General features: G+C 69.6%; 16 protein-coding genes. 1 reads left to right on the top strand and 15 read right to left on the bottom strand.

Going from position 1 to position 14,721, the window contains the following annotated elements:
* Nucleotides 1-15: 15 nt before the first annotated feature.
* The 9 genes from groES to glmS all read right to left on the bottom strand — a co-directional run bounded on the left by groES (nucleotide 16) and on the right by glmS (nucleotide 9,018).
* Nucleotides 16-318 carry a co-chaperone GroES gene (gene groES / locus HT102_RS08060; RefSeq protein WP_149360598.1) on the bottom strand — a complete coding sequence of 101 codons (303 nt, stop codon included), beginning with the start codon at nucleotides 316-318 and terminating at the stop codon, nucleotides 16-18.
* A gap of 200 nt (nucleotides 319-518) precedes the next feature.
* On the bottom strand, nucleotides 519-1,595 hold the full coding sequence (gene tsaD, locus HT102_RS08055) for a tRNA (adenosine(37)-N6)-threonylcarbamoyltransferase complex transferase subunit TsaD (RefSeq protein ID WP_192039117.1): 1,077 nt from the start codon (nucleotides 1,593-1,595) through the stop codon (nucleotides 519-521).
* 19 nt (nucleotides 1,596-1,614) lie between these two features.
* Nucleotides 1,615-2,103, bottom strand: a complete 489-nt coding sequence (gene rimI, locus HT102_RS08050; protein ID WP_192038911.1) for a ribosomal protein S18-alanine N-acetyltransferase — start codon at nucleotides 2,101-2,103, stop codon at nucleotides 1,615-1,617.
* Nucleotides 2,093-2,818: a tRNA (adenosine(37)-N6)-threonylcarbamoyltransferase complex dimerization subunit type 1 TsaB gene (tsaB, locus tag HT102_RS08045; RefSeq protein WP_192038910.1), complete on the bottom strand. Its 726-nt coding sequence runs from the start codon at nucleotides 2,816-2,818 to the stop codon at nucleotides 2,093-2,095. The genes rimI and tsaB overlap by 11 nt, the downstream gene beginning before the upstream one ends.
* 67 nt (nucleotides 2,819-2,885) lie before the next feature.
* A complete protein-coding gene (gene tsaE / locus HT102_RS08040) occupies nucleotides 2,886-3,398 on the bottom strand; it encodes a tRNA (adenosine(37)-N6)-threonylcarbamoyltransferase complex ATPase subunit type 1 TsaE (RefSeq protein WP_192038909.1) in 513 nt (170 codons plus the stop codon).
* A complete protein-coding gene (locus HT102_RS08035; RefSeq protein ID WP_225443410.1) occupies nucleotides 3,292-4,476 on the bottom strand; it encodes an alpha/beta fold hydrolase in 1,185 nt (394 codons plus the stop codon). Before HT102_RS08035 ends, tsaE begins: the two co-directional genes overlap by 107 nt.
* Complete coding sequence (alr, locus tag HT102_RS08030) at nucleotides 4,463-5,653, bottom strand: alanine racemase (protein ID WP_192038908.1); 1,191 nt, start codon at nucleotides 5,651-5,653, stop codon at nucleotides 4,463-4,465. The genes HT102_RS08035 and alr overlap by 14 nt, the downstream gene beginning before the upstream one ends.
* Before the next feature lie 50 nt (nucleotides 5,654-5,703).
* The gene (locus tag HT102_RS08025) at nucleotides 5,704-7,149 is read right to left on the bottom strand and encodes an NAD(P)H-hydrate dehydratase (protein ID WP_333473343.1); all 1,446 of its coding nucleotides are present in this window, start codon (nucleotides 7,147-7,149) and stop codon (nucleotides 5,704-5,706) included.
* Between the two features lie 6 nt (nucleotides 7,150-7,155).
* Entirely contained in the window at nucleotides 7,156-9,018 is a 1,863-nt protein-coding gene (gene glmS / locus HT102_RS08020; RefSeq protein ID WP_192038907.1) for a glutamine--fructose-6-phosphate transaminase (isomerizing), read from the bottom strand.
* Between the two features lie 151 nt (nucleotides 9,019-9,169).
* Between glmS and HT102_RS08015 the strand changes: the two genes are divergently transcribed.
* Nucleotides 9,170-10,096, top strand: coding sequence for a dienelactone hydrolase family protein (locus HT102_RS08015; RefSeq protein WP_192038906.1), 927 nt, complete (start codon nucleotides 9,170-9,172; stop codon nucleotides 10,094-10,096).
* Here the strand turns inward: HT102_RS08015 and HT102_RS08010 are convergent.
* From HT102_RS08010 to HT102_RS07985, 6 genes are all read right to left on the bottom strand, one after another.
* Nucleotides 10,022-10,957 (bottom strand): hypothetical protein, encoded by a 936-nt coding sequence (locus tag HT102_RS08010; protein WP_192038905.1) that lies wholly within the window; start codon nucleotides 10,955-10,957, stop codon nucleotides 10,022-10,024. The genes HT102_RS08015 and HT102_RS08010 overlap by 75 nt on opposite strands.
* The gene (locus tag HT102_RS08005; protein WP_192038904.1) at nucleotides 10,924-11,223 is read right to left on the bottom strand and encodes a hypothetical protein; all 300 of its coding nucleotides are present in this window, start codon (nucleotides 11,221-11,223) and stop codon (nucleotides 10,924-10,926) included. Before HT102_RS08005 ends, HT102_RS08010 begins: the two co-directional genes overlap by 34 nt.
* A 419-nt stretch (nucleotides 11,224-11,642) precedes the next feature.
* Entirely contained in the window at nucleotides 11,643-12,986 is a 1,344-nt protein-coding gene (gene glmM / locus HT102_RS08000) for a phosphoglucosamine mutase (protein WP_192038903.1), read from the bottom strand.
* Between the two features lie 207 nt (nucleotides 12,987-13,193).
* Nucleotides 13,194-13,754, bottom strand: a complete 561-nt coding sequence (gene rpsI, locus HT102_RS07995) for a 30S ribosomal protein S9 (protein ID WP_192038902.1) — start codon at nucleotides 13,752-13,754, stop codon at nucleotides 13,194-13,196.
* Nucleotides 13,751-14,194, bottom strand: a complete 444-nt coding sequence (gene rplM / locus HT102_RS07990) for a 50S ribosomal protein L13 (protein WP_192038901.1) — start codon at nucleotides 14,192-14,194, stop codon at nucleotides 13,751-13,753. Before rplM ends, rpsI begins: the two co-directional genes overlap by 4 nt.
* 207 nt (nucleotides 14,195-14,401) lie before the next feature.
* On the bottom strand, nucleotides 14,402-14,692 hold the full coding sequence (locus HT102_RS07985; protein ID WP_192038900.1) for a WXG100 family type VII secretion target: 291 nt from the start codon (nucleotides 14,690-14,692) through the stop codon (nucleotides 14,402-14,404).
* Between the last annotated feature and the right edge of the window lie 29 nt (nucleotides 14,693-14,721).

Raw genomic sequence — 14,721 nt, 5'->3', positions numbered from 1 at the left:
TCTACAGGGGACGCGTCACTTGGACACGACAGCGAGGATGTCGCGGGCCGAGAGGATGAGGTACTCCTCGCCGGCGTACTTGATCTCGGTGCCACCGTACTTGCTGTAGATGACGACATCGCCTTCCTGCACATCCAGCGGGATGCGCTTGGCGCCGGCATCGTCCCAGCGGCCGGGGCCCACTGCGATGACGGTGCCTTCCTGAGGCTTCTCCTTGGCGGTATCTGGGATGACCAGACCGGAAGCAGTAGTGGTCTCCGCCTCGTTCGTCTGGACGAGGATCTTGTCCTCGAGCGGCTTGATGTTCACGCTCGCCACGTTGAACCCTCCACGTTATTGGGTGTGATGCCCGCCCGTTGCGGGCAGCTCGGTTCGATCTACGATTCGCGACACGTCTTCGAGCCCCGTCGTCGCGGGTGCCGGGACCAATTCTGCGTCACCTAGCACTCTATACAGGAGAGTGCTAGCACTCAAGCGGGCGGCTGGGAATGTCGTTAGCTTGCAGCGAACGCCACCTGCTAGACCGGCACCGATAGCCCGGGAACAGGTCCGGACACCTGGCTCACCTGCACCGAAAGCGCCGGATCGGTGGCCACCAGCAAGCTCGAAGGCCGGGCTCCCGCCGCGATCAGGTGAGCTCCTAGCGACGCGATCATCGCACCGTTGTCGGTACACAATCGCGGCCGCGGCACCCGGAGCTCCAGGCCCGCCGCCGCGCACCGCTCCTCGGCGAGCGCGCGCAAGCGGGAGTTCGCCGCCACTCCCCCACTGATGACCACCGTGCCAACACCGGCGTCGCGCGCCGCTCGCACCAGCTTCATCGACAGCACGTCCGCCACCGCCTCCTGGAAGGACGCCGCTACATCCGCCCGATCGATCTGCTCGCCACGCCGGTGCGCCGACTCGAGATGCCGGGCCACCGCGGTCTTCAGGCCCGAGAACGAGAACCCGTGCCGCGCATCCCGCGGCCCGGTCATCCCCCGGGGGAAGGCGATCGCCCGCGGATCGCCACCGCGCGCGAGCTCATCGACGACGGGACCGCCCGGGTATCCGAGCCCAAGCAGGCGCGCGACCTTGTCGTACGCCTCCCCCGCCGCATCATCAACGGTCGAGCCCAGCTCGACCATCGGCTCGGCCAGCGACTGCACTTGCAGCAGGCTCGTATGCCCGCCCGAGACGAGCAGCGCCACGCACGAGGGCAGCGGGCCATGCTCCAGCGCATCGACCGCGACATGCCCGCCCAGGTGGTTGATCGCATAGAACGGCACGTTCCAGGCTGCCGCGTACGCCTTCGCCGCAGCGGCACCCACGAGCAGCGCGCCCGCGAGGCCCGGCCCGATCGTCACGGCCACCGCATCGGGACGCTCGATGCCCGCGGCTGCCAGCGCCCGCCGCATCGTCGGCACCACGGCCTCGAGGTGCGCCCGCGACGCGATCTCCGGCACCACGCCACCGAACCGCGCATGCTCGTCCACGCTCGACGCGACCTCATCGGCCAGCAACGTCACCGTGCCCGCGTTCTCGCCCCGCGGCACCACCGACGCGATGCCCACTCCCGTCTCGTCGCAGGAGCTCTCGAGCCCCAGCACCGTGATCGTGTCCCGGTCGCCCCAATCAGGCATGACCCCCACCTTCCCGCTTCATCACGAAAGCATCGGCGCCGCTCGGCTGGTAGTAGCGCTTGCGCAGGCCGATGATCTCGAAGCCCACGCTGCGGTACAGGCCCTGCGCCGCGGCATTGTCCGTGCGCACATCGAGGAATACCGGGCCGCCATGCACGTCCGCGACAGCGAGGAGATCCGCGATGAGCAATCGGCCGATGCCCTTGCCCTGGTGCTCGGGGGCTACCCCGATGGTGTGGACCTCGTTCTCCGGATCCCGGCTCGCGCCGAGCAGCGCGATCCCCGCGTAGCCCACCAGCTCGCCGTCGATCTCGGCCGCTACATAGTGGTTGTTCCGGTCCCGGAGCTCCTGCGCGAACGCCCAGGCCGGCCAGGGATTGTCGTAGGCGAACAGCAGCTTCTCCAGCCGCGCGCACGCGGGCGCATCGGCAGTGGCAAGCGGCCGCAGATCAACCGCCGCGGTCGCGGGCTCAGGCACCATAGCGCCACGTCCCCGGCGGGTTCCTCATCGCGCTCGGCTCGGTGGCGTCCGGGCGGCGCAGGTACAGCGGGACCAGCGGTCCCGGCTCCGCCCCCGCGCGGAGGGAGGCGGCGGCAGCGACCAGCCCGATCGGCGTCGGGCTAGCGACGCCGCGATCGGGGGCATCGAACAAGACGGTGTGCGACGGCGATCCAGCGACATGGGTCGCGCCGCCGAGCTGCACGTCGGCAGGCTTGCTCACGGCGGGACCATCGATGCGCTCGCCCGCGCGGTAGCGGGCCCAGTAGATCTCGCGGCGCCGCGCATCGGTGACCACCAGCAGCTCACCGGCATCGGCCGGCGCCGCGCCGTCCCCTCCGTCGCGCCGGGCCGCGCCAGCGTCCCTCCGGCACTGCGCCTCGATGGCATCGAGGCTGCACGCGCCATGCACGGGAATGCCGAGGGCATCAGCCAGTGCGGCACCGGTAACCATGCCGACCCGCAGGCCAGTGAAGGGCCCGGGGCCGGTCCCCACCACCACGGCATCGAGAGCGGGGAGCGCGCGGCCCGCTGCCTCCAGGCATTCCACGATGCTCGGAGTGAGCACCTCAGCATGCGCGCGCGCGTTGACCGTCACGCGGCGCGACAGCTCGGTCAGCTCTGATCGCTGCGGGTCGAGCTGCACCACGCCCGCGGTGACAGCGGGCGTGGAGGTATCAACGGCGAGAACAAGCACGATTACCGAGGATACCCACCAAGCCGGGCATTGCCGACCCGCCCATCCCGCGACGGGCGCCCGCCGCTCAGGCTCCGTCCACCCACTCCCAGCGAGCTACCCTCGTCTCGTCCTCGCGGTCGCGGTCGAGCCGCACCCACAGATAGCGATCGACGAGCCGCTCGACGAGCCCCTCGCCCCACTCGACAACGAGCACCGCGTCCTCGAGCTCAGTGTCAAGATCGAGGGCATCGAGCTCATCGAGCGCCAGGTGCGCATCGTGGGCGCGCTCAGCGTCCCCCACCAGCCGATACAGGTCCGCGTGCACCAGCGCGACCGGCGCAAGGCCCCCGGGCCGGCTTGCGCCTGCCCGATGCTCGCGGGCGATGATGAACGTCGGCGAGCTCACCGTGCCCTGCACGCCTAGCCCCGCGGCGATCCCCCTGGCCAGCGCGGTCTTGCCCGCACCGAGCGGGCCCGACACGAGCACCACATCACCGGCGGCGAGCCCATCCGCCAACCGCCGACCAAACGCCTCGGTGTCCTGAACGGTCGGCAACTGCTCTGAATACACCGGCAAGGGACCTTTCGGATCGGGCATGCTCGAGGGACCGGTGGATCAGGCGCTCCAGCGCCTCGCTGACCACCTGGGGTCGCTCCATCTCCACCATGTGGCCCGCCTTCGGCACACGGAGCAGCTCGGCGTGCGGCAGCGCCTCCGCGATCGCCACCGAGTTGCGGAACGGCGTCACCATATCGCCATCGCCACAGACCACCGCGGCCGGGACGGGCTTGAGGATCGGCAGCGCGAGGGCCTCATCATGCTTCTCGAGGGCCACGAGGAAGTTGACCATCGTGAGCAGGTTCGTCTCATTGGTCATCTGCTCGGAGAACCGGGCCACCTCTGGGGGAACGCGCCGATCGCCATACGAGGTCACCTTCAGGATCGGCGACAGCAAGGGCCGGATGGCGTCGCGGCTCTGCTGGATCATCGCTGGCGCGGCCTTGACCGCGAGCTGGGCAGCCTTGACCGCGGGAGTGTCAAGCATCCTCGCGACACCAGCCTCCGAGAGTCCGCTCGCCGCTGTCGCGACGAGCCCCACCCCGACGACGCGCTCGCGGACGATCTCGGGGAACTGCCGCGCGAAGGCGAGAACGGTCATGCCGCCCATCGAATGGCCAACAAGGACAACAGGCCCCTCGGGCGCCTTGGAGCGAAGCACTGCCGCGAGATCACGTCCGAGCTGCGGGATGGTCGAGGACTCCGAGGACGGCATGCCCGACTGCCCATGCCCGCGCTGATCGTAGAAGACCATGCGCACCCGCGTGCCAAACGTGCGCTCGAGATCCACCCGCTGGAAATGCCAGGCACCCATGTGCAGGCAGAAGCCGTGAGCGAACACCACCGTCAACGGCGCATTGGCCGGGCCGACCTCGCGCACGTTGAGCAGCAACTGATCATCGGTGACGACAAAACTGGCACGATCGGTCTGCATCAGCCGGAAGTCCTGATCGAGCGAGCGCCGCGCCGGGCCCGCGGGAGCGCTCGCGGCCGCCACGGGAGCATCCCCGCCACGAACCGGCCGAGGCGTCACCGCCGCGCGCCTCCGCGATGCCGCGGGCTGCCGCCTGCGCGGACGCCGCTCCACCGAGATCTCCTGCCGCTCAGGCGCTGCCATCGGTACCCACGCCTTCCGGATCGCGATACGTGCGCGCCACCCGCCCCTTGATTCCAGTCACCACTTCATAATGAATCGTTCCGAGCGCATCGGCCCAGTCCTGCGCGATCGGCGCGCCGTCGTCGCCCGTGCCGAACAGCACCACCTCATCGCCCTCGGTGACCGACGTCTCCCCATGCCCGAGATCGACCACGAACTGGTCCATGCAGACCCGCCCCACCGCGGGACGACGCCGCCCGCCCACGAGGACCTCGAAGCGTCCCGTCAGGTTGCGGGGAATACCGTCGGCATAGCCAGCCGGGATCAACGCCACCGTCGTATCGCCCGGCGCGGTCCACACATGGCCGTAGGACACGCCCTCGCCCGCGGCGACGTCCTTGACCAGCGCGATCCGCGCCTTGACGGTCATCGCGGGCCGCAGGCCCATATGGCCCCGGCCGGCCACCGGCGCCAGCCCGTACAGGGCGATCCCCGGGCGCACCATGTCGAATCGCAAGTCGGGCCTGGTCATCGTGGCGGCCGAGTTGGCCACGTGCAGGCGGCCCGGATCGATGCCGCTCGCCCGGGCATCAGCCACGGTCGCGCGGAACCGATCGGCCTGAGTGTCGATCACGGGGTGATCGGGCTCATCGGCGTGCGCGAGGTGCGTGAAGAACGACTGCACCGCCGCGCTCTCGTCCACCACGGCCTTGGCCAGCAGGTCACGCAGCGCCGGCCACTCGCCGGGGGACACTCCATTGCGGTTGAGGCCCGAGTCGACCTTCACCGCCACCTTGGCCTGGGTGCCCGCGGCATCCGCGGCGGCAAGCACGGCGGCAAGATGCCGCGACGACGCCACCCCGATGGTGATGCCGTGCGCCAGCGCTGGCGCGAAATCAGCATCCGGGGCATGCAGCCAGCAGTGGATCGGAGCGCTGATCCCAGCCCCGCGCAGCGCGACCGCCTCCGTGACCGTAGCCACTCCCAGTTCGGTGGCGCCCGCGGCGAGGGCGGCCCGCGCCACCGGTATCGCGCCGTGCCCATAGCCGTCCGCCTTGACCACGACCATCACATCGGCCGGGCCGGCGCAGTCACGCAGGATCTGGGTATTGTGCGCGATCGCGCCGAGGTCGACCGCAGCTTCGAACTGTGGAGTGCTCACGGCACTGATCCTGCCACTTCGCGCCGTGCTGGTCACCGCTCCCGCGTATCGTGCCGCTCACCGCGCCATGACGGCTGGCGGGTGCGTCACTGCGTCGAGCGCAGGGCCCGGATCGCGGCCGGCACCGCGGCGAGCAACTGGCTCGCCGAGATCGGCCCACCGTCAGCAGGCCCGCCACCTGCTGCGATGCGCGCAGCACGCGCATGCGCGTGAGCGGCCATCGCGGCGGCCTCGCGCGCTGGCAGCCCCGCCGAGAGCAGCGCGCCTGTCATTCCCGCAAGGATGTCTCCCGTGCCGGGCGTGGCTGCCCAGGACGAGCGCGCGCGCACCACCATGGGCGCGGATCCTGGCGAGGCAATGATGGTGGCATGCCCCTTCAGCAGGACCGTTGCCCCGTAGCGCCGTGATGCCCCGGCCGCCGCGGCGATGCGGTCATCCCCCACCGGCTCCCCGGTGAGCCGAGCGAGCTCGCCGTCATGGGGCGTCAGCACGAGCGGGGCTTGCCGGCCTCGAAGGAGGCTGGGATCGGCGGCGAGCAACGTGAGGCCATCGGCATCGACAACGGTGGGCGCATCGCGCTGCAGCACCGCCTCCAGCCAGGACCGGGCCTGCTCGCTGGTGCCCATCCCAGGGCCTGCCACCCAGCCATCGACGCGCGGGGAGCTCCCGGATCCGGGATCGGGCAGGTCATCGGCGACGAGGGCCTCCGGGTAGCGTTCCACGACGGCGCCCGCGGCCCCGCCGAAGCAACGGACCATGCCGGACTTGCTGCTGATCGCGCCACCGGCCGCGAGGACGGCCGCGCCCCGGTAGCGGGCTGATCCGGCAACCACCCCGGTGACGCCGAGGGTGTACTTGTGATCGCGTGGTCCGGGCACTGGCCAGCGGGCGGCCACCTCGGCATCGGTGAGCTCGGCCAGCGACGGAGAGAGCAGCTCCAGCCCGATGTCGACGACCTCGATGTCGCCGCACGATTCCCCGGCGAGGGCATGGACCGGCTTGCGCGCGCCGAACGTCACGGTCAGCGCTGCCCGCACAGCAGGTCCCTGCACGGCACCGCTGCCGGGGTCCACGCCGCTAGGCAGGTCCACCGCGATGATCGGCGCGCCGATTCCCGCCACATGCTCGGCCGCGGCGGGGCGAAGGGGCCCGTGCCCGGAGATGCCGACGATGCCGTCGAGCACCAGATCGGGCTCCCCGAGCCTCGGCACGATCCGGCCACCCGCCGCGCGCAGCGCCGCGAGACCAGCCGGGTGCGCGCGGTCCGGCGAGAGCAGAACCGCATCCACGGCCACGCCGCGCCTCCGCAGGAAAGCCCCCGCCCACAAGGCATCACCGCCATTGTCGCCACTGCCCACGAGCAGGCCAACCCGGCGGCCCGTGATCGCACCGGTACGCGCACGAAGTTCACGCGCCACTACCGCAGCGAGCCCCCACGCGGCACGCCGCATGGGGACCCCGTCCGCGACGCGCGCGAACAATGCCGACTCCGCGACGCGGATCTCGGCGACCGTGTAGTAACCGAGCGGCACGAGCAGCTACTCGACAGTGACGGACTTGGCGAGGTTGCGGGGCTTGTCCACGTCGTAGCCACGCGTCTGCGCCACCTGCGCGGCGAAGATCTGCAGCGGGATCGTCGACAGCAGCGGCTGCAGCAACGTCGGGGAGGCGGGGATCTCGATGAGGTGATCCGCGAACGGCTTCACCGTCTCGTCGCCCTCCTCCGCGATGACAATGGTCCGCGCGCCGCGGGCCTGGATCTCACGGATGTTCGACAGCATCTTCGAGTGCAGTACCGCTCGGCCCTTCGGCGACGGCATCACCACGATCACGGGCAGCTCGTCCTCGATCAGCGCGATGGGCCCGTGCTTGAGCTCGCCGGCCGCGAAGCCCTCGGCATGGATGTACGCCAGCTCCTTGAGCTTCAGGGCGCCCTCGAGCGCCACCGGGTAGCCCACGTGGCGGCCGAGGAACAGGATCGTGGACTTGCTGGCCAGGTCACGGGCGAGGTCGCGCACCGCCTCGGCGCGGCCGATCAGCTTCTCGATCAGATCCGGCATCGCCGCGAGCTCGGCGAACTCGCGCGCCACCTCATCGGGGTACTTGGTGCCGCGCGCCTGCGCGAGAGCGAGGCCAACCAGGTAGTTGGCCGCGACCTGCGCGAGGAAGGCCTTCGTTGACGCCACACCGATCTCTGGCCCGGCCCGGGTGTAGAGGACGGCGTCGGATTCCCGCGGAATCTGCGAGCCATTGGTATTGCAGACCGCAAGCACCCGTGCCTTCTGCTCCCGCGCGTGCCGCACCGCTTCGAGCGTGTCCGCGGTCTCGCCGGACTGCGAGATCGCCACGACCAGCGTCGAGCGATCAAGCACCGGATCCCGGTAGCGGAACTCGCTCGCGAGCTCCACCTCGACGGGCAGGCGCGCCCAATGCTCGATGGCGTACTTCGCGACCAGGCCCGAGTGGTAGGCGGAACCGCAGGCCACTACGAAGACCTTGTCGATATCACGGAGATCCTGATCCGTCAGGCGCTGCTCATCGAGCACGATTCGGCCGTTGGTGAAGTGACCGCGCAGTGTGTCGGCGACCGCGAGCGGCTGCTCCTCGATCTCCTTGAGCATGAAGAAGTCATGCCCGCCCTTCTCCGCTGCCGCGAGATCCCAGTCGATGTGGAACGGGCGCCCCTCCACGGTCTCGCCATCGAAGTCAAGGATGCGGTAGTCGTCCGCGGTGATGATGACGACATTGTCCTGCCCGAGCTCGATCGCCTCCCGCGTGTGCTCGATGAACGCGGCGACATCCGAGCCGAGGAACATCTCGTCCTTGCCCACGCCCACCACCAGCGGTGTGGAACGGCGGGCCGCGATGATCGTGCCCGGATGATCAGCATGGGTGAACAGCAGCGTGAAGGCGCCCTCGAGTCGGCGCAGCACCTTCAGCGTGCTCGCCTCGAAATCACCAGCGGTGTCGCCCTCGGCATAGGCGCGGGCGACGAGGTGCACCGTGACCTCGGTGTCGGTATCGCTGAGGAGGTCCACGCCAGCATCCTCGAGCTCGGCGCGCAGCGGCCCGAAGTTCTCGATGATGCCGTTGTGGACGACGGCGATGCGCTGCTCCACATCCCGATGGGGATGGGCATTGCGATCAGTTGGGCGGCCATGCGTTGCCCAACGGGTATGCCCCATGCCTGCGGTTCCCTTGAAGGAATCCCGCCCGTCCTCGTCCAGCGCTGCCTCGAGGTTCGCGAGCCGACCCGCTCGCTTCTCGATCGCCAGCCCCCCGCTGCCATCCAGGACAGCGACGCCCGACGAATCATAACCGCGGTACTCCATCCGGCGAAGCGCCTCGACGACAACGTCCAGCGCCTGCCGGTGACCGACATACCCGACAATCCCACACATAGGAACACAGCCTACTGATGAATCACCGCGACTTCCGCACCTCCGGCGTTTCCGCAGGAAAATGCCTATGACCCGCGCCACACGCGCCCCTGCGAGCGGTTTGGCATCGGATTGCGCGACGACAGCGCGGCCATCCGCTAACGTCGTGGGCGTGGCCCCTAATCCGAAGAAGCTCGTAGCCCAGCTATCGCGCCGCGGACCGCACCGCGTGCTGCGCGGCGATCTCGCCATCGCGGGCATGCCTGGCCTGGTGCTAGCCCCGGAGGAGGGATTCAACCTTCCCGCCATAGCATTCGGGCACCATTGGCTGACCAGCCCGGAGCGGTACCTCACAACGCTCAAGCACCTCGCATCGTGGGGGTTCGTCGTGGTCGCTCCATCGACGGAGCGTGGCGTGGTGCCCTCCGCCCTGAACTTCGCCGCGGACCTCGACACCGCCCTCGCTATCGCCACCGACGTGCGCCTCGGCCCGGGCCGGCTCAGCGTCAAGCCCAGCAAGCTCGCCTTCGTCGGCCATGGCTTCGGGGCGGGCGCCGCGATGCTCGCGGCACAGCGTCGCAAGGACCGCCCGGTCGCAGCCGTCTCAGCGCTGTTCCCCACCCCGGTCAGCCCCAGCGCGGAGAAGGCCGCCCGGCAGCTCACGATGCCCGCGCTCGTCCTCGCTGCCGAGCTGAAGTCCCTGACGAGCAACGCCCGCGCCCTCGCCGAGAACCTCGCGGGCGACACGATCCTCCGCACCATCGAGCACTCCTCCACCGCAGGCCTGATCGAGGGGCACCGCATCTCCACCTGGTTCGGTCTCGGCAAGAGCGAGAAGAAGACCCAGTCGATCAGCCGGGCCCTGCTCACCGGCTTCCTCCTGCACCAGGTGGACGGGGACAAGACCTACGCGGCCTTCGCCGACCCCGCAGCCGAGTTCAAGCGAACTCTCGTGGTCGATCCCTACCAGCGCGCCCTCCCCGAGGACGAGTTCGACGAGTTGCTGTCCCTGCCTCCCGCCGAGCTAGCGGGCGCGCCGTCGCGAACCGAACTCGCTAGCCCTGCTGAGCAGCCCCGCCGGGCCGGGATCCTGGGCTAGCTGCTCATCGGCGGTCCGCCGCGGCTCCCCCGAAGGAGGCGCGGAGTCCGCCGCAGGAGGCGCAGGCAGCACCGGCGGCGCTTGGGGCTGGGGCTTTTCGGGCTGCGGTTGTTCGGTCTGCGGTTGTTCGGTCTGGGGTTGTTCGGTCTGGCGTGCCGGCGGCGCTTGGGGCACGTCCAGCAGCGTGGCTCTGATCCCAAGAGTGCCTTGCTCGCGCTCCTCGTGGAATCGCTGGCGCGCATGACGCAGTTGCTCCACCACCTCAGCACCCCGCGACAACAGGTGCTCACGCATCCCGCCTGTCGGCTCGACCGCCTCGCCCTGCAGCAGGCGAGCGATCGCCTCGGGGACGTGCTCCTCCATGATCTCGGCAGGCCAGGCCCCGGCAATCGCAGCGATGGTGCCGAACAGTCGCTCCAAGGCCTCGCTGATGCTCCCCGTAGCCGAGGAGAATTCTTCAGCAACCCTGCGCGCGTGGTCGGAGATCGCCTCGGATTCCCGATGAGATGCGAGCAGCCAGTCCTGCGCCTCGACCGTGGTGTCCGGCAAGCTACCGGCCCTGCTCTCCTCCTCCGCCGCGTCGGTACCGATGCCAGCCACGCGCCCGGCAACAACAGCGCACGCCGCCCAGGCCGCGAGATCCAGATCGTCCGCATCATGGAGCACCCCTGGCCAGACCTCGTCGATACTGGCGACGAGCCCGGAATCCGATACAGCCCCCGCGGTCTCGCGCAGCAGGCCCAGCAGTGCCCAGAGCACGGTGATCGGCATGTGGTTGGCCTGCCGGAGCGCGACCGCGGAGACCGCTGCGCCCGCGGGCACGTCCATCACGATGTGCCCCAGTTGAGCTGCGGAGCGCACCGGTGAATGCTGCGCGCCCAGTCCGCGTCCGCTTCCTCGATGCGCGACACGGCCGCGTCCACGCGTGCCACCGCCATCTCCCGCCGTCGCGCCCAGGCTCCGAGTGCTTCGGTCCAGGATTCCCATGCCTCGTCGAGCGGTGCGCATCGTGGCTCGATCCCACGTGCCAGAGCGGCCGCGCCCGAGGCCAGCCGTGCCGTGCTTGCGATGTGCCCGCGCAACGGGGCATCGTTGCCCAGCCCATCGATCATGCCTGGTTGCTGCATCTGCTGCTCCTTGACTCATGGAGGCCGGTAGCACCGGCCCAGTGAGTAGGACGCAGCGAATGCACGCGAGGTTCCCCTGCCACCCAAGTTTTTCCCTGGCTTTGGGCGGCGGGTGCGGCTGGCTGACGGCGGCGGGTGCGGCTGGCCGACGGCGGCGGGTGCGGCTGGCCGACGGCGGCGGGTGCGGCTGGCCGACGGCGGCGGGTGGCAAAAGCACCGGAAGACGTCAAACGCGATAGAAACCGACCTGGAATTTCCGGGGTTTCTATCGCGTTTGCGGCAAGGCCCGGGCCCGGCGCGAGCAAGGCCCGGCGCGGCGCTAACGTGCGGCCAGGCAAGGCCCGGGCCCGGCGCGAACGTGCGGCCAGCCCAGGCCCGGCGCGGGCCAGCCCAGGCCCGGCGCGAGCGCGCCCCCAGGCCTACACGCTGGAAACAACCTCCGCGAGCTGCTCCGCGACGCGCTGCGCGTGCTCTGCCGTGGTCGATTCCACCATGACGCGAACGAGTTGCTCGGTGCCCGAGGGGCGCAGCAGGACCCTCCCGCGCTCACCGAGGTCCTGCTCGGCGTCTGCCACAGCGGCCTGGACGAGGATGTCGCGCGTTGCGGCGTTCTTGTCGCGGACGCGCACGTTGATCAGGACCTGCGGAAGGATCTCCATGACCCCGGCGAGCTCGCTGAGGGGCTTGCCCGTCTCGGCTATGCGGGCCATCAGGCGCAGGCCGGTGAGGAGGCCATCGCCCGTGGTGCCGTGGCCAGGCATAACGATGTGGCCGGATTGCTCGCCGCCGAGGCTGTAGTCACCGGACTTGAGCTCCTCGAGCACGTAGCGGTCACCCACGGCCGTGGTGCGAACGGTGATGCCCTCGCCCTGCATGGCGATGTGCAGACCGAGATTGCTCATCACCGTCGCAACGAGGGTGTCCTCCTTGAGCTCGCCCGCGTCGCGCATCGCCATGGCGAGCACTGCCATGATTGCATCGCCATCGACGATGTGGCCGTGGCCATCCACGGCCAGGCAGCGGTCAGCGTCCCCGTCGTGGGCGAGCCCGATATCGGCCTGGTGCTGCACGACGGCGTCCTGGAGCATCGTCAAGTGGGTGGAGCCGCAGCCGTCGTTGATGTTCAGCCCGGTGGGCTCGTTGTTGATCGCGATAACGGTGGCACCGGCGGCGGCGTACGCGGCGGGCGCGGTGCTCGACGCGGCGCCGTGCGCGCAATCGACCACGACCGTGATGCCCTCGAGGCGCGTGGAGATCGTGGTGGCGAGATGCGCGATGTAGCGATCCTCCGCGTCGGGCGCATCGGTGACGCGACCAATAAGCCCGCCGGTGGGCCGCTCGATCGTGCCCTCGGCCATGGCGGTCTCGATCTGGTCCTCGATATCGTCAGGCAGCTTGTGCCCGCCGGGCCCGAAGAGCTTGATGCCGTTGTCCGGCATGGGATTGTGCGAGGCAGAGATCATGATGCCCAGCGCGGCATCGTATTCCGCGGTCAAGTAGGCCACCGCAGGGGTGGGCAGCACACCGACGCGCACCACATCCACGCCCGCTGCGGTGAGTCCCGCGGTGACGGCAGCCTCGAGCATCTCGCCGCTGGCGCGGGGATCGCGTCCCACGATGGCGATCGACCGCGCGCCGGAGGTGGCTTCCGCGCCGCGCGCGAGGATTCCGGCGGCGGCGCTGGCCACTGATACGGCGAGCTCCACGGTGAGATCAGCGTTGGCGAGCCCCCGCACTCCGTCGGTTCCGAATAGTCGACTCATCCGCCCGTTCACTTCCCTTCCACGTCGTCGACGTCAACTATCGCATTATCTGGGCCGGTTGGGCTCCACCACGGCGCGGTTACACGGCCCGCCTGGACGCGGCTGGCCGACGCAGGGGGCTCGCCAAACGGGAGCAGGCCCGGACCTGTGTGGTCCGGGCCTGCTCGCGATCGCGTACGGCACTAGCAAGCCGCACGCACCGCTGGATCAGCGCTTCGAGTACTGAGGCGCCTTGCGGGCCTTCTTCAGGCCGTACTTCTTGCGCTCGGTGGCACGCGCGTCACGGGTGAGGAAGCCAGCCTTCTTCAGGGCGGGCCGGTCATCCGGGGTGACGTCGATCAGGGCGCGAGCGATGGCGAGGCGCAGGGCGCCTGCCTGGCCCGAGGGGCCGCCGCCGTGGAGGCGGGCGTGGATGTTGAACGCGCCATCACGCTCGACGAGCACCAGTGGCGCCTTGATGAGCTGCTGGTGCACCTTGTTGGGGAAGTACTCCTCCAGGCTGCGTCCGTTCAGCGTGAACTGGCCGTCACCGGGGCTCAGGCGCACCCGGACGACGGCTTCCTTGCGCCGGCCCACGGTCTGCACGGGGCGGTCAAGGATGATGGGGGCCGCGGCCTCCGGCTCGGACTCGGGGGTGAAACCGGCGTCGGCGAGATCCTCGGCGACGTCCTCGGTCACGACCATCTCCGCGGACTCCTCGGCGACGATGCCTTCGTCGACGTTCTCGTATTCAGGCGTGGTCACGTCCTGCTCCTCCGGTGTGGTCACTGGGCCACCTGCTTGATCTCGAACGGGATGGGGTTCTGGCCGGAGTGCGGATGCTCGGGGCCCGCGTAGACCTTGAGCTTCGTCGCGATCTGGCTGCCCAGCTTGTTCTTCGGGATCATGCCGACGATGGCCTTCTCCCCCACACGCTCGGGGCGGGTCGCGAGCGCCTCGCCGATGGTGCGGGACTTCAGGCCACCGGGGAAGCCGGAGTGGCGGTAGATCCGCTTGCTCTCGCGCTTGTTGCCGGTGAGGGCGACCTTGTCGGCGTTGACGATGATGACGTAGTCACCACCGTCGAAGTTCGGGGCGAATGTGGGCTTGTGCTTGCCGCGGAGAATGTTCGCGGCCTGGACTGCGAGCCGCCCGAGCACCAGGTCGGTAGCGTCAATGACGTACCAGGTGCGCGAGACGTCGCCAGCCTTGGGGCTGTACGTAGGCACGGTTCTACCTCGTCTTATTCGTATTGCTGCCGGCCAGGCGGTGTAGCGGGGCCGAACCCGGCGGCCGGTTGAGACCCGGGGACCTGTCTGTGCTACATGCCGAAGAGGCACCTTACCGCGAATTGTTTCCGCTGGTCAAATATGAAAGCAGCCCCGATGGGCCTCTCCTTCCATCGGGGCTGCTGGCAGCGGGCCGCTACCGGGGAGTCAGGCCCACTGCTGCGCGGCGGCACGCTCGGCGTCCCGCATCTGGTCGTTGCCCTCGCCCACGGCCCGGCCGACCGCATCGAGGATGAGCTTGAGGTTCAGCGCGGCATCGTCCCAGCGGCGCTGCTGCGCCTGGTAGTTCGCCGAGGCGTTGCTGTCCCAGGAGGCGGCGAGGCTCGACACATACCCCTTGAGATCGTTGAGGGTGCTATCGAGGTTGGCCGCGGAGGCCGCGAGGTCGGCGCGGAGCGCCTCGATCTGCCCGAAGTTGTACTTGATCTGATCAGACATGACGTTCTTCCTTAAGTGAGGTCGCAGAG

It is taken from the genome of Lolliginicoccus lacisalsi, assembly GCF_014841105.1.
Lineage (GTDB): Bacteria > Actinomycetota > Actinomycetes > Mycobacteriales > Mycobacteriaceae > Lolliginicoccus > Lolliginicoccus lacisalsi.
This window is presented reverse-complemented; position numbering and strand designations above follow the sequence as displayed.